Origin of the sequence: Ideonella sp. A 288, assembly GCF_002198735.1 — a bacterium.
In the GTDB taxonomy this organism is placed as follows: Bacteria; Pseudomonadota; Gammaproteobacteria; order Burkholderiales; family Burkholderiaceae_C; genus Pseudaquabacterium.
In genome coordinates, this window is the sequence record NZ_MWLO01000148.1 from 1 (window position 1) to 18506 (window position 18506).

General features: G+C 72.1%; 15 protein-coding genes and 1 pseudogene. 11 read left to right on the top strand and 5 right to left on the bottom strand.

The window, feature by feature from the left end:
* Positions 1-26 precede the first annotated feature (26 nt).
* The gene (locus EOINJALH_RS25040; RefSeq protein WP_088285478.1) at positions 27-932 is read left to right on the top strand and encodes a DUF429 domain-containing protein; all 906 of its coding nucleotides are present in this window, start codon (positions 27-29) and stop codon (positions 930-932) included.
* Positions 933-938: 6 nt separating this feature from the next.
* On the opposite strand, the gene hemG is transcribed toward EOINJALH_RS25040, so the two are convergent.
* A complete protein-coding gene (gene hemG / locus EOINJALH_RS25045) occupies positions 939-1490 on the bottom strand; it encodes a menaquinone-dependent protoporphyrinogen IX dehydrogenase (protein WP_088285317.1) in 552 nt (183 codons plus the stop codon).
* Between the two features lie 250 nt (positions 1491-1740).
* Here hemG and EOINJALH_RS25050 point away from each other — a divergent pair, with 250 nt between their 5' ends.
* From EOINJALH_RS25050 to EOINJALH_RS33365, 3 genes are all read left to right on the top strand, one after another.
* Entirely contained in the window at positions 1741-2112 is a 372-nt protein-coding gene (locus EOINJALH_RS25050; RefSeq protein ID WP_158219889.1) for a DUF3617 family protein, read from the top strand.
* A gap of 334 nt (positions 2113-2446) precedes the next feature.
* The gene (locus EOINJALH_RS25055; protein WP_088285321.1) at positions 2447-3139 is read left to right on the top strand and encodes a hypothetical protein; all 693 of its coding nucleotides are present in this window, start codon (positions 2447-2449) and stop codon (positions 3137-3139) included.
* A gap of 99 nt (positions 3140-3238) precedes the next feature.
* Positions 3239-4681 (top strand): wax ester/triacylglycerol synthase domain-containing protein, encoded by a 1443-nt coding sequence (locus EOINJALH_RS33365; protein ID WP_088285323.1) that lies wholly within the window; start codon positions 3239-3241, stop codon positions 4679-4681.
* Here the strand turns inward: EOINJALH_RS33365 and EOINJALH_RS25065 are convergent.
* The gene (locus tag EOINJALH_RS25065; RefSeq protein WP_088285325.1) at positions 4617-5429 is read right to left on the bottom strand and encodes a triacylglycerol lipase; all 813 of its coding nucleotides are present in this window, start codon (positions 5427-5429) and stop codon (positions 4617-4619) included. The genes EOINJALH_RS33365 and EOINJALH_RS25065 overlap by 65 nt on opposite strands.
* A gap of 112 nt (positions 5430-5541) precedes the next feature.
* Between EOINJALH_RS25065 and EOINJALH_RS25070 the strand changes: the two are divergent.
* From EOINJALH_RS25070 to EOINJALH_RS25085, 4 genes and pseudogenes are all read left to right on the top strand, one after another.
* Positions 5542-8089 (top strand): annotated as a pseudogene (locus EOINJALH_RS25070) (ligase-associated DNA damage response DEXH box helicase).
* Between the two features lie 75 nt (positions 8090-8164).
* Positions 8165-8920 (top strand): class II aldolase/adducin family protein, encoded by a 756-nt coding sequence (locus EOINJALH_RS25075; RefSeq protein WP_088285327.1) that lies wholly within the window; start codon positions 8165-8167, stop codon positions 8918-8920.
* Positions 8921-8957: 37 nt separating this feature from the next.
* The gene (locus EOINJALH_RS25080; RefSeq protein ID WP_088285329.1) at positions 8958-9524 is read left to right on the top strand and encodes a GNAT family N-acetyltransferase; all 567 of its coding nucleotides are present in this window, start codon (positions 8958-8960) and stop codon (positions 9522-9524) included.
* A gap of 8 nt (positions 9525-9532) precedes the next feature.
* Complete coding sequence (locus EOINJALH_RS25085; protein WP_088285331.1) at positions 9533-11857, top strand: penicillin-binding protein 1A; 2325 nt, start codon at positions 9533-9535, stop codon at positions 11855-11857.
* A 65-nt stretch (positions 11858-11922) separates the two neighbouring features.
* Here EOINJALH_RS25085 and EOINJALH_RS25090 read toward each other — a convergent pair whose 3' ends face one another.
* Entirely contained in the window at positions 11923-13509 is a 1587-nt protein-coding gene (locus tag EOINJALH_RS25090) for an ABC transporter substrate-binding protein (RefSeq protein WP_158219890.1), read from the bottom strand.
* Between the two features lie 135 nt (positions 13510-13644).
* Here EOINJALH_RS25090 and EOINJALH_RS33370 point away from each other — a divergent pair, with 135 nt between their 5' ends.
* Positions 13645-15318, top strand: a complete 1674-nt coding sequence (locus EOINJALH_RS33370; RefSeq protein ID WP_088285335.1) for an ATP-binding protein — start codon at positions 13645-13647, stop codon at positions 15316-15318.
* Entirely contained in the window at positions 15315-15776 is a 462-nt protein-coding gene (locus tag EOINJALH_RS25100) for a response regulator transcription factor (protein ID WP_088285337.1), read from the top strand. The genes EOINJALH_RS33370 and EOINJALH_RS25100 overlap by 4 nt, the downstream gene beginning before the upstream one ends.
* 33 nt (positions 15777-15809) lie before the next feature.
* On the opposite strand, the gene EOINJALH_RS25105 is transcribed toward EOINJALH_RS25100, so the two are convergent.
* The gene (locus EOINJALH_RS25105) at positions 15810-16217 is read right to left on the bottom strand and encodes a rhodanese-like domain-containing protein (RefSeq protein ID WP_088285480.1); all 408 of its coding nucleotides are present in this window, start codon (positions 16215-16217) and stop codon (positions 15810-15812) included.
* Positions 16218-16395: 178 nt separating this feature from the next.
* Here EOINJALH_RS25105 and EOINJALH_RS25110 point away from each other — a divergent pair, with 178 nt between their 5' ends.
* Complete coding sequence (locus EOINJALH_RS25110; protein WP_088285339.1) at positions 16396-17223, top strand: hypothetical protein; 828 nt, start codon at positions 16396-16398, stop codon at positions 17221-17223.
* Positions 17224-17262: 39 nt separating this feature from the next.
* Here the strand turns inward: EOINJALH_RS25110 and EOINJALH_RS25115 are convergent, their stop codons facing one another.
* A complete protein-coding gene (locus tag EOINJALH_RS25115) occupies positions 17263-18486 on the bottom strand; it encodes a glycosyltransferase (RefSeq protein ID WP_088285341.1) in 1224 nt (407 codons plus the stop codon).
* Positions 18487-18506 lie beyond the last annotated feature (20 nt).

Consider the following 18506-nt stretch of genomic DNA (forward strand, 5'->3'; position numbering starts at 1 on the left):
CCCTCCTGCCCCCGCCATCGCCAACCCTGCCGGCCGACACGCCCGCACCGCTGCTCATCGGCGTCGACTTCTCGTCCAGCCCGACGCGCCGCAAGCCGGTGGTCGTGGCCATCGGCCAGCACCGCGGCCCGGCGCTGCAACTGCAGCGGCTCGAGCGCTTCGAGTCGCTGGGCGCCTTCGGCGACTGGCTGCGGGCCACGCCGGCCTGGGTCGGCGGCTTCGACCTGCCCTTCGGCCTGCCGCGCGAACTGGTGCAGACGCTGGGCTGGTCCACCGACTGGGCGGCGTGCCTGGCCCACTATGCGGCGCTGTCGCGGCCCGAGATCCGCGACACCTTCGCCGCGTTCTGCGATGCGCGGCCGGTGGGCGGCAAGTTCGCGCACCGCGCCTGCGACGGCCCGGCGGGCTCGAGCCCGTCGATGAAGTGGGTGAACCCTCCGGTGGCCTACATGCTGCATGCGGGCCTGCCGCTGCTGCGCGCGGCCCGGGCCTGGTGCCCGGCCCACGAGCCGGCGCCATCCGCACCGCCGCCGCGCGTGGCGCTGGAGGCCTACCCCGGCCTGCTGGCGCGCGAGGTGCTGGGGCCGCGCTCCTACAAGAGCGACGACCGCGCCAAGCAGACGCCCGAGCGCCTGATCGCCCGCAAGGACCTGGTCGATGCGCTCGAGCAGGGCCGCAGCCGCCTGGGCCTGCGCCTGAAGCTCAGCGCCGCGCAGCGCGACGCGCTGGCCGGTGACGCCAGCGGCGACGCGCTGGACGCGGTGCTGTGCCTGCTGCAGGCGGCCTGGGCGGCGGCCCAGCCCGGGTGGGGCCTGCCCGCCGACGTCGACCCGCTGGAAGGGTGGATCGTCAGCGCCGCGCCGCTGCCCGCGCCACATCCGGCGACCGCGCTGCGGCAAAAGGCTCGGGCCAGCCGTTCGGCGTCCGGCTGACCGGCCTCATGGCGGTGCCATGGCGTCGGGCGCCAGGCGGGCCACCTGCTCGCCGAAGGCGTCCACAGCGGCCCAGTCCGTGAAGTCGACGCAGTCGTGGGCACCGGTGGGCCCGCCGGTCAGCCACATGATGAGCCGGATGACCTGGCGGTCGACTAGGCCATAGCGCGCGTAATCGATCTTGCCGGCGAACACCGCCATCAGCGGCGGCCGCCAGGAGGTCGCGCGATGGAAGCCGCGCATGTAGGGGTTGGTCTGCGGCGAGGCCTTCGCGGGCTTGCGGGCGACCGCGTTGACCGAGAAGAACGCGCAGGGACGGTCGTCCAGCGCGCGGCGATGGCGGCCGATGAACTCGTACAGCGCCGGGCGATGCTTGCCGTAGCGGATGCTGGCCCCGACGACGACGCGGTCGAAGCGCTGCGGGTCGGGCACCGGCGCCTCGCCCAGCGAGGCCAGCGTCACCCCGTGGCCGCGGGCTTGCAGGAGCCCGCGGAGCCGCTCGCAGATCGCCTGCGTGTGACCGTCGACGGTGGAAAAGGCGATGAGGATGCGCGCCATGGCTGGGGTGACCCGTGTGCTGGCGCACAGCGTACCTCCAACGCCGTGGGTCACCGGCGCTGGCGCGCGCTGGCGGGCCGGGGCCCGACCGGCCTCGGCGGCAGGGCCGGACTTCGAGACTGCCTGCTGTGCGAGCGCCTGTTCGCGTGCTTATTCCACGCCTCGGACAGGCACCGGTGACTAGCATTGCATGGTGCGACACGCCGGATTCCGCCAACTTGCCCTCGCCACGGGATGGGCCCTGGCGTCGATGTCGGCCGCCGCCCAGCCCTTCAGCCTGCGGCTCGGCGTCTGGGAGGTGTCGACCTCGCTGGCTGGCAGCCGTGCGCCGACGGTCGTGCGCGCCTGCATCACCAAACCCGACCTGACACCGTTCGTGCACGGCCCCGACACGATCGAGGACGACCCGTGCCGGCCGAAGGACGGTGGCCGGTCGAGCGAGAAGCGCTGGTCGATGGACCTGACCTGCCAGGACGGCAGCCTGATGCACGCCGCGTTCACGCTGGAGCGCCCGGACCGCATCAAGGGGTCGATCGTGCGCATCGGCGGCAGGAAGACGCTGACCCACCGGGCCGAGGTCACCGGGCGGTGGCTGGGGGCCGACTGCAGCGGGGTGCGCTGACGGCGCCCCGCGCCGCGCGTGCCGGGCGATGGTCTGGCCGCGCCCTGGCGCCCGGCATCGCATCCTGACGCCTCAACGGAGCGTCCAGCACTGCGGGTCTGCCGACCGCACGGCCACGCGTCGGCCCTCGCCCCCCCCCCGGCTGCCGATGCCGTCGGACACGCCATTTCAAGCCCCCGACATTCGGGTGCACAGCCTAATTTCGACGCCGGTTTTGGGTTTCGCTGCCTAGAACTCTGTCGCCACACTGTCGTCATCGCCCTGCCCCGCGCCGCCCACCGTGGCACGCCGCAGGCTCCGGTTTCGCTTCAACCCGTTCCACGAAAGGTCCATCATGGCCCAAGCCTCCCTCCGCAGCGTCACCCTGCAGACCATCGAGAACTATCGCCACGCCGCCGAGCAGACCGTCGAGGCCTATCGCGCCAGCGGCATGCGCCTGATCGGTGCCGTCAACAAGCGCCTGGACCGCAGCGTGTACCCGCGCGCCGAGCGCTTCGCGCCGGCCGTCAGCCAGCGCCTGCAGAACGTCAATGGCCGCGTCACCGAGCTGGCCACCAAGGGCCTGGACAAGGTCACCGCCAAGACCGACGAGGTCATCGAGTTCGGCTCAACCACCGCCGCCACGCAGGTGAGCAAGGCCGCCGACCGTGTCGCGCGCTTCGAGCAGCCCGTGGTCGCCAACGGCCTGAAGGCCGCCGCCCGCCTGAGCATGGCCGGCGCGCAGGTGGCGCTGGCGCTGTCGGCCCGCTTGGCCGAAGGCGCGGTGATGCTGGCCACGGCCGCCACCGGCCCGCAGCCGGCGGCCAAGGCCCGTCGTGCCGCCAAGGTGGCCGCGCGCAAGCCGGCCGTGCGCGCCCGCCGCGCGGTGGCCACGATGAAGGAAGCCGCCGCCGACCTGGGCGAGGTGATCGCCTCCAAGAAGACCCGCGCCGTGCGTGCCGCCCGCAAGGCCACGCCGCAGGCCGCGGTGAAGCCGGCCACGCGCAAGCCGCGCGTCGCCAAGGCCGCTGCCGGCGCCGAGGCCTGATCGCCACGACCGGCGCCACGACCGGTGCCACGACGGCATCGCTGGCCACCCGGTGGTGACCCCACTGGTGGCCGCCGTGACGCCTGCTAGGCTCGCCTGATGCACCAGCTCAGCGGTCACGATGCCGGCGTGCTGTGGTCCGACACCACGCACGCCAATGCCAACGTCAGCCTCCTGCACATCTACGACCAGTCCACGGCGCCGGACGGCAAGGTGCGCTTCAAGAGCATCCTGGCGCACATCGCCGGCCGGCTCGACCGGGCGCCGATGTTCCGGCAGAAGCTGCTTCGGGTGCCGCTCGACCTCGACCGGCCCTATTGGGTCGAGGACGACCAATTCGACCTCGAATACCACGTCCGCCACATCGCCCTGCCCAAGCCGGGCGACTGGCGGCAGTTCTGCATCCAGGCCTCGCGCATCCACGCGCGCCCGCTCGACCTGAACCGGCCGCTGTGGGAGATCTACGTCATCGAGGGCCTGGACAGCTTCCTCGACCTGCCCGAAGGCAGCTTCGCGCTGCTGGTGAAGACGCACCTGGCCGCCGTCGGCGTGGCCCACGTGGGCGAGCTGACCCCGCTGCTGCACGACACCAGCGCCACGCCGCCGGCGCCGCCGCCGCCGGCGCCCTGGTTCGCTGAGCCGCCGCCCAGCCGCATGGCGGTGACGCTGCGCGGCGCCCTGCGCACGCTGCGCTCGCCCTCGCGCTGGTCCCGGCCCGTGGCCCACGTGATGCCGTCGGTGCTGGGCCTGGTGCGTGGCCACCTGCTGGCCGATGCGGCCAACGTCACCCGCTTCAATTCGGTCGTCTCGCCGCACCGGGTGTTCGACACGCGTCGTTTCCTCGTCAGCGAGTTCGACGAGATCCGCGCGCTGGTGCCCGGGGCCACGCTGGACGACGCGGTGCTGGCGGTGTGCGGCGGTGCGCTGCGCCTGTACCTGGACGCGCAGGTGGAACTGCCCGAGCACAGCCTGGTGGCCAACGCCCCCCGGGCGTTGCCGGCCGGCAGTGCCATCCACCTGCGCGACCGCACCTGGCTGCGCGTGGCCCTGGGCACCGACCTGGCCGACCCGGTGCAGCGGCTGGCCTCGATCCAGGCACAGACCTCGGCGCCGCCCGTGCCCAAGGGCCGCCGTGGCCGCGCGCCGGTGCCGCCGCTGGCCCACTGCACGCTCACCCCGCTGCCCGGCCCGGCCGGGCCGCAGTACCTGTGCGGGGCGCGCATGACCTACCAGTCCACCATCCTGCCCATCGCCGACGGCATGGGCCTGGTGTTCGCGCTCACCGTGTACGACGGCCGCGTGGTGCTGTCGCCCACCTCGTGCCGCGAGCTGATGCCCGATCCCGAGGTGTTCGCGCAGGCGCTGCGCGACAGCTTCCAGGAACTGCTGGCGCTGGCTCGGGCGGCTGCCACGACATCGGCGAGCCAAGCGCCGCGGTCCAGGGCCCCGCGGCCGGCCCGCACTGCGACCGCCGCGCCTAAACGGGCGCCGCGGCCCCGGCCACCCAGCGATAAGCCGCCCCGGCCAGCCCGCCCGGATTGAAGGGCTTCCACTGGCCTTCGGGCTGGGCCAGCCGGTCGGCCACCACGCACAGCACCATCGCGTTGAAGCCCAGGCCGGTGTGGCTGCCGATGACGCGGATGTTCTCGTGCATGGCCGGGTCGCCGTCGATGGTGGCCTCCTGCGGCGGCACCACGCCGTCGCCCAGCGAATAGAGGCAGCTCGTCGGCACCGGCGGCACCACGCGCTCGCGCAGTTTCTTGGCGCGCGGCTGCATCACGTGCACCGACGGGCCCATCGGGTGCGCCACCATGCGGTACAGCGTCTTCAGCAGCGGCGGCGACTGGCTGCCTTCGGGGTCGACGCTCACCGGGCTGCCCAGCGTGATGACCGAGCGCACGCACTCGCTGGCCTGGTGCGCCGCGTACAGCGCGAACACCCCGCCCAGGCTCCAGCCCACCAGGCTGACCTTGCGGCCGCTGCGGTGGTGCAGGTAGCGGATCTTCTGCTCCAGCGCCTGCGCATGCTTGCGGTGGAAGCCGGTGTTGCGGCCGAAGCCCCAGCTCTGCACGTCGTAGCCGCGGCTGCCAAGAAAGAGCTTCAGCGCCAGCAGCGTGGCCTCGTCGGCCATGAAGCCGGGCATCAGCAGCACCGGGTGGCCGTCGCCGTGCGGTGCCGTCAGCAGCAGGGGCGTGGCATAGGGCAGCACGGCCATCTCGGCCAGCGCGCGCCACTCCATCAGCGAGTGCAGCCGGTGGGGTTCTCCGCGGTGAGGGTGCCGAGTGGCCATGGCCTGTGCAGGGGCGCGGCGACGCAGCCGCAATGCCCATTCTCCGCGCGCCGCCGGACCGCCGGCGTCGCCTGCGTGCCACCGGCGCTGAGCGTGCGCAAATAATCGGCACATGCAGCCGCCCTGGGCCGAGGCCGAACGCTGGTTTGCCAGCCGGGGCTGGACACCGTTCGACTTCCAGCGCGAGGTCTGGCAGGCCATGGCCGCCGGCCGCAGCGGCCTGCTGCACGCCACCACCGGCGCCGGCAAGACCTACGCCGTGTGGCTGGGCGCGCATCGGCGTGAGCCACAGCACGCCCAGCGGCGGCGCGCTGGCCGCCGACACGCACCGTGCGCTGGCCCTGCCACTGCCCGAGCTGGCCCCGCGCTGGACCCTGGGCCTGCGCACCGGCGACACCGCCAGCGCCGAGCGCGCCCGGCAGGATCGCCGCCTGCCCACCACGCTGGTCACCACGCCTGAATCGCTGAGCCTGCTGCTCACCCGCGCCGATGCGCGCGATCGCCTGGGCACCGTGCACACCGTGATCGTCGACGAATGGCACGAGCAAGTGGGCAACAAGCGCGGCGTGCAGGTGCAGCTGGCGCTGGCACGGCTGGCGCGCTGGAACCCGCGGCTGGTGGTGTGGGGCCTGTCGGCCACGCTGGGCAACCTGGAGGGCGCGATGGCCATGCTGCTGGGCCCGAAGCGCCACCGACCGGCGCCACGGCTGGTGCGCGGCCGCATCGACAAGGCCCTGGTCATCGACACGCTGCTGCCGGCCGACCCGGGCCGCTTCTCGTGGGGCGGCCACCTGGGCGCGCAGATGCGCGAGCCGGTGGCCGCCGAGATCGAGCGCAGTGGGCCCACGCTGGTGTTCACCAATGTGCGTTCGCAGGCCGAGGCCTGGTACCAGATGCTGCTGCAGTCGCGGCCCGAGTGGGCCGGCCAGATCGCGCTGCACCACGGCTCGCTCGACAAGGGTGTGCGCGAATGGGTCGAGGCGGGCCTGAAGGCCGGCAGCCTGCGCGCGGTGGTGGCCACCTCGTCGCTGGACCTGGGCGTGGACTTCCTGCCGGTGGAGCGGGTGCTGCAGATCGGTTCGGCCAAGGGCGTGGCGCGGCTGCTGCAGCGCGCCGGCCGCTCGGGCCACCAGCCCGGCCGGCCCAGCCGCATCACGCTGGTGCCCACCCACACGCTGGAGCTGATCGAGGCGGTGGCCGCCCGCCGCGCCGTGGCCGCCGGCCAGGTCGAGCCGCGGCACGCCCCCGCCAAGCCGCTGGACGTGCTGGTGCAGCACCTGGTCACCGTGGCCCTGGGCGGCGGCTTCTTCGCCGACGAGCTCTTCGACGAGGTGCGCAGCAGCTGGAGCTACCGCGAACTCACCCGCGACGAGTTCCAGTGGGCGCTCGACTTCGTCGTGCATGGTGGCCGCTCGCTGGGCGCCTACCCCGAGTTCCACCGTGTCGTCGAGCAGGACGGCCGCTTCACCGTGGTCGACCGCGCCATCGCCATGCGCCACCGGCTGCAGGTGGGCACCATCGTCGGTGAATCGTCGATGCTGGTGAAGTGGTGGTCGCAGGCGGCCAGCGGCGGCGCCTCGCTGGGCCAGGTGGAAGAGAGCTTCATCGCGCGGCTGAACAAGGGCGACCACTTCGTCTTCGGCGGGCGCGTGCTCGAGTACGTGCGCACGCAGGACATGGTGGCCTACGTGCGCAAGGCCACCGGCCGGCGCGGCATCGTGCCCAGCTGGGCCGGCGGCAAGATGCCGCTGTCCAGCGAGCTGGCCGAGGCCACGCTGGCGGTGCTGGCCGGCGTTCAGACGGTGGACTGGGCGGGCGACTCGGTCGACCCCGAGCTGCGCTCGGCGCGGCCGATGCTGGACGCGCAGGCGCGGCTGTCGCACCTGCCCACGCCGACGACGCTGCTGGTGGAACAGTTCCGCTCGCGCGAGGGGCACCACCTGTTCGTCTACCCCTTCGCCGGCCGCCACGTGCACCTGGGGCTGGCCAGCCTGCTGGGCTGGCGGCTGGCACGGCACCGGCCCAACACCTTCAGCATCGGCATCAACGACTACGGCTTCGAGCTGCTGGCGGCCGAGCCGATCGACCTGGCCACGCTGGTCGACGGCAGCGCCTTCGACGGCGGCCCGGCGCTGCTGGTCGACGTGCTGGCCAGCCTGAACAGCAGCGAGCTGGCGCTGCGGCGCTTTCGCGAGATCGCCCGCGTGTCGGGCCTGGTGTTCACCGGCTACCCCGGAGCGCCCAAGAGCACGCGGCAGGTGCAGGCCTCGTCGGGGCTGTTCTACGAGGTGTTCCGCAAGCACGACCCCGACAACCGCCTGCTCGGCCAGGCCGATGCCGAGGTGCTGGCGCAGGAACTGGACCTGGTCCACCTGGCCGCCAGCCTGACCCGCCTGCGCGCGCTGCGGCTCGACGCGGTGCAACTGCGCGCGCCCAGCCCGGTCGCGCTGGCGCTGATGGTCGAGCGCTTCCGTGAGCAGCTCAGCACCGAGAAGCTGGCCGACCGGCTGGCGCGCATCGTCGCCGACGCCCAATCGGTGCTCGACGAGACGGAATCGGCCGACGCGAAGAGAATGGGCGCCACCCCGGCCGGCCGCCGCCGTCGCCGCCGCCCCACCCCACGGGCCACGCCAGAGCCCAAGCCAGGAGACCTGAAATGAAACGACCCCAAGCTCACTGCGTTCGCTACCCCCAAGGGGCGCGACAGTCCCTTCGGGCGGCCGGGCGGTACTGACATGAACATCCCCTCCCTGCAGGACAAGGTCAGCCCCGAAGAGTGGCGGCTGCGCGTCGACCTGGCCGCGGCCTACCGCCTGGTGGCGCTGTACGGCTGGAGCGACCTGGTGTTCACCCACATCAGCGCACGCATCCCCGGCCCCGAGCACCAGTTCCTGATCAACCCCTACGGCCTGCTGTTCGACGAGATCACGGCGTCCAGCTTGGTCAAGGTGGACCAGGCCGGCAACAAGCTCAGCGATTCCCCGTTCCCGGTGAACCCGGCCGGCTTCGTCATCCACAGCTGCATCCACCAGGGGCGCGACGACGCCGGCTGCGTGCTGCACACCCACAGCCGCGCCGGCGTGGCCGTCAGCGCGCAGAAGTGCGGCGTGCTGCCGATCAGCCAGCAGTCCACCTTCGTGCTGCACTCGCTGGCGTACCACGACTACGAGGGCGTGGCGCTGCGCGACGACGAGAAGCCGCGCCTGCAGGCCGACCTGGGCCGCGCCAACTTCCTGATGCTGCGCAACCACGGCCTGCTCACCGTGGGCCCGACGATCGCCGACGCCTGGCTGTCGATGTACACCTTCGAGAACACCTGCCGCATCCAGGTGGATGCCCAGGCCGGTGGCCCGCTGCACCAGGTCGACCCACGCATCGTGGAAGGCCTGGGCGCGGTGATGAAGGTGGCCACCGCGGGCATGGGCGCCAACATCGCCTGGCCGGCGCTGCTGCGCAAGCTGGACCGCACCGATCCGGGCTTCCGCAACTGATCGGCACGGCCACCCGCGCCACGAGCCGCCGCGTCCCATGCCCACCTTCGACGGCGTTCGGCTGGCCACCGCGCGACTGCTGCTGCGCCCCTTGCGCGACGGCGACGCGCCGGGCCTGTGGGCCATCTTCTCCGACGCCCGGGTGATGCGGTACTGGAGCACCCCGCCCTGGACCACGGTGGAGCCGGCGCACGAGATGATCGCGCGCGACCAGGCGGCGATGGCCAACGGCGAGCACCTGCGCCTGGGCATCGAACGCGTCGACGACGGCGCCCTCATCGGCACCTGCACGCTGTTCAACCTGGTCGCCCCCTGCCGCCGTGCCGAGGTGGGCTATGTGCTGGGCTCGGCCGCCTGGGGCCAGGGCTGCATGCACGAGGCGTTGACGGCCCTGCTGGACCACGGCTTCACGTCCATGCACCTGAACCGGGTGGAGGCCGACGTCGACCCCCGCAACACCGCCTCGGCGAGAACCCTCGAGCGCCTGGGCTTCCTCCGCGAGGGCCACCTGCGCGAGCGCTGGATCGTCGGCGACGAGGTGTCGGACAGCGCGCTGTACGGCCTGTTGCACAGCGACTGGCAGGCGCGCACCAGCCCGGGATAATCCGGGCGATGCATTCCCCAGGACCACGACCCTGGCCGACGGCGCTGCGGTGGTCCGCCACCCTGGCCACCGTCCTGGCCGCCGCGCTCGCCACCGCGCCTGCCGCGGCAGCCTTCGACCTGCCGCCGATCGACCGCATCGTGCACTACAGCCCGAAGCTGCCGCTGCAGGTGATGACGGCCGATGGCGTGGAGATCGCGCAGTTCGGCGCCGAGCGGCGGCAGTACGTGCCGCTGGCGCAGACGCCCCGGCTGCTGCAGCAGGCGGTGGTGGCGGTGGAGGACACGCGCTTCCGCGAGCATTCGGGCGTCGACCCCCGGGGCATGGCGCGCGCGGTGTTCAAGCTGCTGTCGGGCGGCCGGCTGGAAGGCGCCAGCACCATCACGCAGCAACTGGTGCGCACCATGCTGCTCACCCGCGAGGTGTCGGCCGAGCGCAAGGCCAAGGAGATCGTGCTGGCGCTGAAGGTGGAACAGGCGCTGTCGAAGGACCGCATCCTCGAGATCTACCTCAACGAGATCTTCCTCGGCCAGCGGGCCTACGGCTTCGCGGCGGCGGCGCAGACCTACTTCGGCAAGCCGATGGACCGGCTCACGCTGGCCGAGACGGCGCTGCTGGCCGGTCTGCCGAAGAACCCCTACTACGCCAACCCGGTGGCCAACCTCGAGCGCGCCCAGGCGCGCATGCGCACGGTGCTGGACCGCATGCACGCCACCGGCGTGATCGACGACCGCCAGCTGGCGGCCGCGCGGGCCGAGAAACTGCACATCCGCTCGCCGCTGCAGCAGACGGTGGCCGCCGCGCACGTGGCCGAGATGGCGCGGCTGGCGGTGGTGCAGCGCTTCGGCACCGACGCCTACTCCACCGGCCTGCGCGTGGTCACCTCGCTGCGCGCCGCCGACCAGCAGGCCGCCCATGCCGCGCTGCGACGCGGCGTGCTGGCCTACGACCGCAAGACCCCGTGGCGCGGCCCGGAAGACCACGAGCGCCTGCCCTCCGGCGACGGCCCCGACCTGGAACGCGCCGCGGCCCAGGCCCTGAAGGACCACCGCGACGACGAGACGCTGCGCGTGGCCATCGTGCTGTCCGCCTCGCCCACCGAACTGCGCGTGCAACTGGCCAGCGGCGAGCGCGTGAGCCTGTCCGGCCCCGGGCTGCGCTGGGCGCTGCCGGGCTTGCAGCCCAAGGCCAAGGCGCCGCTGAAGCTCGAGCGCGGCTCGGTGCTGCGCGTGGCGCAGGACGGCAAGGGCTGGACCATCGCGCAATGGCCCGACGTGGAGGCCGCGCTGGTGGCGCTGGACCCGCAGACCGGCCGCGTGCGCGCGCTGGTGGGCGGCTTCGACTTCACCCGGCAGCCCTTCAACCACGCCACGCAAGGCTGGCGCCAGCCAGGCTCGAGCTTCAAGCCGCTGCTGTACTCGGCCGCGCTGGAACACGGCGTGATGCCCGCCACGCGGGTCGACGACCTGCCCTTCACCGCCGCCAACGGCTGGAGCCCGCAGAACAGTGACGGCCAGTTCGACGGTGCGCTCACGTTGCGCGAGGCGCTGGCCCGCTCGCGCAACCTCGTCAGCGTGCGACTGCTGCAGCAGGTGGGCGTGGGGCCGGTGCGCGACTGGGCCGGCCGCTTCGGGCTCGACCCGGCGCGCCAGCCCGACAACCTGACGTTGGCGCTGGGCTCCGGCAGCGTCACGCCGATGCAGATGGCCCAGGCCTATGCCACCTTCGCCAACGGGGGCTGGCGCCTGAACCCGGTGGTCATCGAGCGCATCACCGACGCGCAGGGCAAGGTGCTGTTCGAGGCGGGGCCGCCCGCCGCGCTCACCGACGCCACACGGGCGATCCCCGAACGCAATGCCTTCGTCGCCGCCAGCCTGCTGAACGAGGTCACCCGCAGCGGCACCGCCGCCCGCGCCCAGGCCCTGCTGAAGCGGCCCGACCTGTACGGCAAGACGGGCACCACCAACGACGCGGTGGACGCCTGGTTCGTCGGTTATCAATCCACGCTGGTGGCCGCCGTGTGGATGGGCCACGACGACCCGCGCAGCCTGGGCGAGCGCGAATCCGGCGGCGGACTGGCGCTGCCGATCTGGATCGACTTCATGGGCGCGGCGCTGAAGGGCGTGCCGGTGGCCCCGCCCGCCGAGGCGCCGAGCGGCGTGCTGCGGCAGGGCAGCGACTGGCTGTATGCCGAATGGCTGGCCGGTGGCTGGGTGGAGCGCATCCCGGCCGACGGCGCCGTGCAGATGGCCGCACCGCCCGCCGCGCTGGCCAGCGCCCCGCCGGGTGCGCCGGCCCTGGCAACCGACGCCCCGGCCGCGTCAGCGCCCTGACCTGCCCGGCTCGGCCACCTGCATGCGGGCGCGGCCGGCGGCCGTCGTCGGCGGAGATCGACCCCTCAGTTCACCTTCACCCAGCGCAGTTCCATCGTGTCGTTCGGCCATTGCACGGCCTTGACGGACTTGGCCATGCCCCAGCTGAGTGTGCGGCGGTACAGCGGGATGTAGGGCAGGTCTTCGGCGATCAGGCGCAGGGCCACGCCGACGCGGGCGCGTCGCCGGGTGAGGTCGGGCTCGGTGCGCACCGCGTCGATCAGCGCATCGAGCTGGGGGTTGCTGTAGCGGCCGGCGTTGAAGGTGCCGCCGCCACCCGAATCCCAGGTGCGGAACAAGGCGTTCAGCGTGGACCACGCGTCGCTCGTGGGGGTCCAGCCGAACTCGATGAAGCTGGCCGTGCCCTGGCTCAGCTTGGGGAAGAACTGGTTGGTGGGCGAGCTGCGCAGGCTGGTGCGGATGCCCACCTGCGCCAGCATGGCCGTCGCGGCCTGGCACACCGCCTCGCGGTAGAAGACGTTGACGCAGTCGAGCGTCACGCCGAAGCCCTGCGGGTAGCCGGCCTCGGACAGCAGCGCCCTCGCGCGGGCCGGGTCGTAGGGGATGCGCCTGTCCAGCTCGGGCAGGTGGCCGTCGACCAGCGGCGACACGAACGAGCCGGTGGGCACGGCCTGGCCGCGCAGCACCTTCTGCACGATCAGCTCGACATTCAGCGCATGCGCCACGGCCTGGCGCACACGCCGGTCCTTGAAGGGGTTGCGGTGCTTCACGTCGCCCTGGACGAGCTCGTCGCGTGCCTGGTCGAAGGTGAAGTACTGGGTGCCGATGTCGGTGACGGACAGCACGGTCAGCCGCGGGTCGGTCTTCAGCCGGGCGACGTCCTGGAACGGCGGGTCGAGCACCAGGTCGACCTCGCCGCTGGTCAGCGCCGCCAGGCGCGTGGCGTCGGACTTGATGGCAATGTACGTGGCCCTGTCGACATTGCCGGTGCGCGGATCGGACGCGCCCCACCAGCCGGCATGGCGCTCGAGCACGGTGCGCACGTCGGGTTCATAGCGGGCCAGCCGGTACGGGCCGGTGCCCATGGCGTGGCGCACGGCATGGGTCTCCTGCTTGGCGTTGAAGTCCTGCGCGCGCTCGACGCCATGGGTGCTGGCCCAGGCCTTGCTCATCATCGCGACGTAGATCAGCTTGTCGGGCCACACCGCATCGGGCGTGGCCAGCTGGAAGTCGATGGTCAGTGCATCGACCTTCTTCACCGCCACCAGCCCCTTGAGCGTGAACGAGCGCTGCGAGCCCGGCCCCAGCGCGCGCTCGATCGAGAACACCGCATCGTCGGCGGTGAAGGCCGATCCGTCGTGGAACTTGACGCCGGGTCGCAGCTTGAAGCGCCAGGTGGTGGGGCCGACGGCCTGCCAGGACACGGCCAAGGAGGGCTCGATGGCAAATCGCTCGTCGCGGTTGACCAGGCATTCGTACACCTGGAAGGCGATGCGCGAGTGGTACAGCAGCGCCAGCGCGTGCGGGTCCATCGTCTGCGGGTCGAAGGCGCTGGCCACACGCAACGCAGCGGCGCGGGCCCCGCCGACCCACGGCCCCGCGAGCAGCAGGGCGAGCATGAGCCCTGTCACGAAACGGCGGCTGTCGGTCATCGGTGCTCCCGGAGGCGCCCCGTCGGGCGTGCTGGCCATTGTGCGTGCGTCCTCAAGTCGGCCCGTGGGAAGGTCGATAACCCTCCGAAGTGGCACGCACCTGCCAGGCACCGGCATCTTCCTTTCAGGCTCACGATGAACATGAACAACGACCAGGCGGTGTTCGACGCCGAGGCGATGCTCGATGCCGAGCGCAGCGCCCGCAGGGCGGCCGAGGCCGATGCCATGCGGCTGCGCAAGGAGCTGTTCGACACCAACGTCGAACTGCAGACGCTGATCGTCGGGCTGGACACGGCGGTGGCCGAGCGCACCGCCGAGATGCTGGCCGCCCGCGACCAGGCCATCGCCGCCGACCGCGCCAAGAGCGCCTTCCTGGCCAACATGAGCCACGAGATCCGCACGCCGCTGACGTCGATCATCGGCTTTGCCGAACTGCTGCTCGACCGTCGCAACACCGCCATCGGCCGCGGCGAGGCGCTGAACACCATCCTGCGCAACGGCCGCCACCTGCTCGACCTGATCAGCGACATCCTCGACCTGTCCAAGATCGAGGCCGACGGCCTGGAGCTCGAGGTGCAGGACGTCTCTCTGGCCGAGCTGCTGGACGAGGTGGAATCGATGATGGGCCCGCGCGCCCGCGAGAAGGGCCTGCAGTTCCACGTGGTGCCGCACCTGCCGGTGCCCTGCTGCGTGCGCGGCGACATGGTGCGGCTCAAGCAGATCATCGTGAACTTCTGCAGCAACGCGCTGAAGTTCACCGAGACCGGCGCGGTCGAGATCGAGGTGCTGTACGACGTGCCCGGCCGCCGGCTCGAGATCGCCGTGGTCGACAGCGGCATCGGCATGACGGCCGACGAGATCGACCGGCTGTTCCGCCCCTTTGCCCAGGCCGACGTGTCCACCACCAGGCGCTTCGGCGGCACCGGCCTGGGCCTGTACATCTGCAAGCAGCTCGCCGAGCGCATGGGCGCGACCATCGAGGTGCGGGCCGTGCCCGGCGAGGGCAGCCGTTTCGCGCTGTGCCTGAGCGTCGAGGGCGACCCGCCGGACGTGCCCCTGATCGACGACCCGGGCGTGTTCACCCGCTCTCGCGATGCGCATGCGGCTGAGCAGGACGGCTGGATCCCGTCGCTGCAGGGCCATGTGCTGCTGGCCGAGGACGGCCTGCACAACCAGCGCCTGATCGGTGCACTGGTCGAGGCCACCGGGGCGCAGCTGACCATCGTCGACGACGGCGAGAAGGCCTTCGAGGAAGCGCTGGGCGGCGACTTCGACCTGGTGCTGATGGACATCCAGATGCCGGTGATGGATGGCGTGGCCGCCACCGAGCTGCTGCGTGCATCGGGCTACTCGGGGCCCATCGTCGCGCTCACGGCCAACGTCATGCGCTCTGACCTCGAGCGCTACCGCCGGGCCGGCTGCACCGACGCGGCCGGCAAGCCAATCGACCGCCGCCGCCTTTACAGCCTGATGGCACGCCACCTGAAAACCCTGGCCGACGGCGACCATGCGCCGCAGACCCACGACAAGACGACCGCAGTGCTGCAGCGCCTGGCCGCCGAGTTCCGGGCCGATCTGCCCGGAGTCATCGACTCGATGGAGAAGGCCCTCGCCGGCCAGCAATGGGCCGTGCTGCGCGGGCAGGTGCATGCCCTCAAAGGCTTGGCCGGCTCGGTGGGCTTTCCGCAACTCACGCGGCTGGCCCAGCCCGTGGAAGCGGCCATTGCCGCCGACTGCTTCGACGAAGCCCAGCTGCGCTGCGCGATGCTGCTGGACGCGGCACGCCAATCCCTGGAGAACACAGAATGACCACGGCCGCCGACCACCCCCTGGTCGCGCACGGCGACCCGGCGCCGGAAAGTGCCCCGACACACCGCTGCGATGTGCTGATCGCCGACGACACCGGCGCGTCGCGCGAGATCCTGGCGTCGCTGCTGCGGCAGTCGTGCCCCGAGATCACCATCCGCGAGGTGCGCGACGGCACCGGGGCGCTGGCGCTCTGGCGCCAGCTGCTGCCGCGCGTGACCTTCCTCGACATCGACATGCCGGGCCAGAACGGGCTGACGGTGCTGGAGACCATCCGCTCCGGCCATCCTTCAGCCTTCATCGCGATGGTCTCGGGCAACAGCTCGCCGGACAACGTGCGCAAGGCGCTGTCGATGGGCGCCAGCGGCTTCATCGTGAAGCCCTACAAGCCCCAGCGCGTCATCGACGTGCTCGAGCGCTACGGCAGCCTCAGCGGCCACAAGCTCGTGACCAGCGGTTGACCAACAGGCCGGGCCGGCCAGCCGCAAGCCCGCTCAGGTGTGGCGCGGCGGCAGGCTGCCCACCGGCGCGCCGGCGGCCTTCCAGGCGCTGAAGCCGCCGCCGACGTGGGACACGCCCTGCAGCCCCATCTGCTGCAGCGTCAGGGCCGCCAGTGCCGACCGCCATCCACCGGCGCAGAACAACACATAGCGCGTCCCCGGCCGGTTGAACACCGGCTTGTGGTACGGCGACTGCGGATCGACCCAGAACTCGAGCATGCCGCGCGGGGCATGGAAGGCGCCGGGCAAGGTGCCCTCGCGCTCGAGTTCGCGCACGTCGCGCAGGTCGACGAACACCACGTCGTCGCGGCCGTGCAGCGCAAGGGCCTGGTCCACCGAATGGGTGGTGATCTGGGCCAGGGCCTCGTCGACCATGGACTTCACGGACTGGATCGTCGGCATCGTCTGCTCCTGCACACACGGGGACGGCCACCCGCCGCCCTGCTGTCGATTGTGGCGGTGCGGCGGGCCGGCGCCCAGGCCCGGCGGCGCGCCCGGCGATGCTGCGCTGCCGCGCGACCGAGGCGATAGACTTCGCCGCACCCAACCCCTGACCCCAGACCCGGGAGACCCGCCGCCCATGTCCACCTTTCGATTCCAGCGCCGTGCCATCGGCGCGCTGCTGAGCCTGGTGCTGGCCGCGCTGCTGCCGCTGCAGGCCGCGCAGGCCCAGACCAAACCCACGCGCACCGACCCCGGCCCCGCGCCCGAGTCGCTGCTGTGGGTGGGCAACAGCTTCTTCTACTTCAACAACAGCATGCACAACCACTTCGGCCGGCTGGTCAGCTCGGCCGGCACGGGCGCCCGCATGCGCAGCACCTCGGCCACGCTGAGCGGCGCCGGCCTCGATTGGCACGACATCGAATCGCTGCTGCGGCCCGACGGCCTGGGGCGCTACTCGTTCGTCGGCGACAACGAGATCCGCTTCAACAAGGCGGGCCGCCAGTACGACGCCGCGATCATGATGGACTGCAGCCAGTGCCCCGTGCACCCGAAGCTGAAGGACGCCTTCCACGGCACGGTGGCCAAGTTCTCCAAGGCGCTGGTGCGCGACGGCGTGCGCCCGGTGCTGTTCATGTCCTGGGCCTACAAGGACAAGCCCGAGATGACGGCCACGCTGGCCGAGCAGTACACGCTGGCCGGCAACGCCAGCGATGCGCTGGTCATCCCGGCCGGCCTGGCCTGGGCCAAGGCCATCTCGCGCCGCCCCGACGTCGAGCTGTACGACCCCGACAAGCGCCACCCCAGCCTGGCCGGCACCTACCTGTCGGTGTGCACCGTGTACGCCACGCTGTTCCGCAAGTCGCCGGTCGGCCTGCCCTACACCGCCGGCCTGCCGGCCGACGTGGCCACCGCGCTGCAGACGGCCGCCTGGGACACGGTGCAGGAGTACCTGGCCAAGCCCTGATCACCGGGCGCCCGCCGCGCGCCGGCGGGCGGCCTGCGCTCAGCCACCCAGGGTGAAGTCCACCAGCTTCGGCAGGCAGTGGCCCTGCAGGTCGAAGCGCTCCACCACCGTGCGGCGCGCGGCTTCGCGCAGCGGCGCCATCTGGGCGCGGTGCTCCAGCGCATGGGCGATGGTCTCGGCCAGCGCCTGCGGGTCGAAGAAATCGGTGAGCAGGCCGTTGTGGCCATGCTGGATGACCTCTTCCACCGGCGCGGTGCGCGAGCCGACGATCAGGCAGCCGATGCTCATGGCCTCGAGCAGCGACCACGACAGCACGAAGGGGTAGGTCAGGTACACGTGCGCGGCCGACACCTGCATCAGCTGCGTCAGCACCGCATGCGGCAGTCGGCCGACATAGTGCACCCGGCCCATGTCCAGCCCCGCCGCCACCTCGTCGAGGAAGGTCTGGCGCCAGGTCTTGCCGTTGGTGGGCGCGGCGCCGTAACTGACCTGGTCGCCGCCGACGATCACCACCCGCGCATGGGGCCGCAGCTTCTGCAGGATCGGCAGCGCGCGCATGAAGATGTGATAACCCCGATACGGCTCGAGCTGCCGGGCGACGAAGGTCACCGTCTCCTGGCCCACGGTGAGCGCCACGCCCTGGCGCTGCAGGTGCACGCTGGCCTTGGGGTTGGGCGCGAACTTGGCGGTATCGATGCCGTCGTGCACGACGCTGATGCGCGGCCAGGCCCAGGCCGGGTGCTGGTCGCGCTGGAACTCGGTGGGCGAGAGGTTGGCGTCCGACACGCTCAGCGCGTGCAGCAGGTGGGTGTTCTTCAGCCGCGCGCGCTGGCGCGCCTCGGGCGTGGGGCGGCTGAACTCGGGGTCGAAGGCCAGGTCGCCGGTGTCACCGCCGTAGTAGTACTCGGCATAGCTGAGCAGCCGCGCGGTCGGGAACACGTCGCGCAGGAACATCGCCTCGCCCCAGCCGGGGTGCGAGAACACCACGTCGGGCACCTGGCCGTCGGCCTTGCGCTGCTCGAGCAGCGCGGCCACCGCGCGGCCGCGCACCAGCTTGGTCTCCAGTTCGGCCAGGCCCGGCTCGGTCTTGGCCACCGCGCTGGCCCCGGCCTTGGGCTGGTGCAGCAGGTGCTCCACACCGGCCAGCAGGTGGTCGGGCTTGTGGCTGCCCAGGCCGGTGACCTGGTGGCCGCGGCGCGCCAGTTCGGGCGCGAGGTGGCGGAACTGGCCGGGGAAGTTCTGGTGGACGAACAGGATCTTCATCGTCGCGGGTGCGAGTGCGG

Bases quoted from the DNA above. Each gene is read 5' to 3' on its own strand.
- hemG (WP_088285317.1), bottom strand. From the start codon at position 1,490: ATGGCGCGCATCCTCATCGCCTTTTCCACCGTCGACGGTCACACGCAG.
- EOINJALH_RS25050 (WP_158219889.1), top strand. From the start codon at position 1,741: ATGTCGGCCGCCGCCCAGCCCTTCAGCCTGCGGCTCGGCGTCTGGGAG.
- EOINJALH_RS25055 (WP_088285321.1), top strand. From the start codon at position 2,447: ATGGCCCAAGCCTCCCTCCGCAGCGTCACCCTGCAGACCATCGAGAAC.
- EOINJALH_RS33365 (WP_088285323.1), top strand. From the start codon at position 3,239: ATGCACCAGCTCAGCGGTCACGATGCCGGCGTGCTGTGGTCCGACACC.
- EOINJALH_RS25065 (WP_088285325.1), bottom strand. From the start codon at position 5,429: ATGGCCACTCGGCACCCTCACCGCGGAGAACCCCACCGGCTGCACTCG.
- EOINJALH_RS25075 (WP_088285327.1), top strand. From the start codon at position 8,165: ATGAACATCCCCTCCCTGCAGGACAAGGTCAGCCCCGAAGAGTGGCGG.
- EOINJALH_RS25080 (WP_088285329.1), top strand. From the start codon at position 8,958: ATGCCCACCTTCGACGGCGTTCGGCTGGCCACCGCGCGACTGCTGCTG.
- EOINJALH_RS25085 (WP_088285331.1), top strand. From the start codon at position 9,533: ATGCATTCCCCAGGACCACGACCCTGGCCGACGGCGCTGCGGTGGTCC.
- EOINJALH_RS25090 (WP_158219890.1), bottom strand. From the start codon at position 13,509: ATGACCGACAGCCGCCGTTTCGTGACAGGGCTCATGCTCGCCCTGCTG.
- EOINJALH_RS33370 (WP_088285335.1), top strand. From the start codon at position 13,645: ATGAACATGAACAACGACCAGGCGGTGTTCGACGCCGAGGCGATGCTC.
- EOINJALH_RS25100 (WP_088285337.1), top strand. From the start codon at position 15,315: ATGACCACGGCCGCCGACCACCCCCTGGTCGCGCACGGCGACCCGGCG.
- EOINJALH_RS25105 (WP_088285480.1), bottom strand. From the start codon at position 16,217: ATGCCGACGATCCAGTCCGTGAAGTCCATGGTCGACGAGGCCCTGGCC.
- EOINJALH_RS25110 (WP_088285339.1), top strand. From the start codon at position 16,396: ATGTCCACCTTTCGATTCCAGCGCCGTGCCATCGGCGCGCTGCTGAGC.
- EOINJALH_RS25115 (WP_088285341.1), bottom strand. From the start codon at position 18,486: ATGAAGATCCTGTTCGTCCACCAGAACTTCCCCGGCCAGTTCCGCCAC.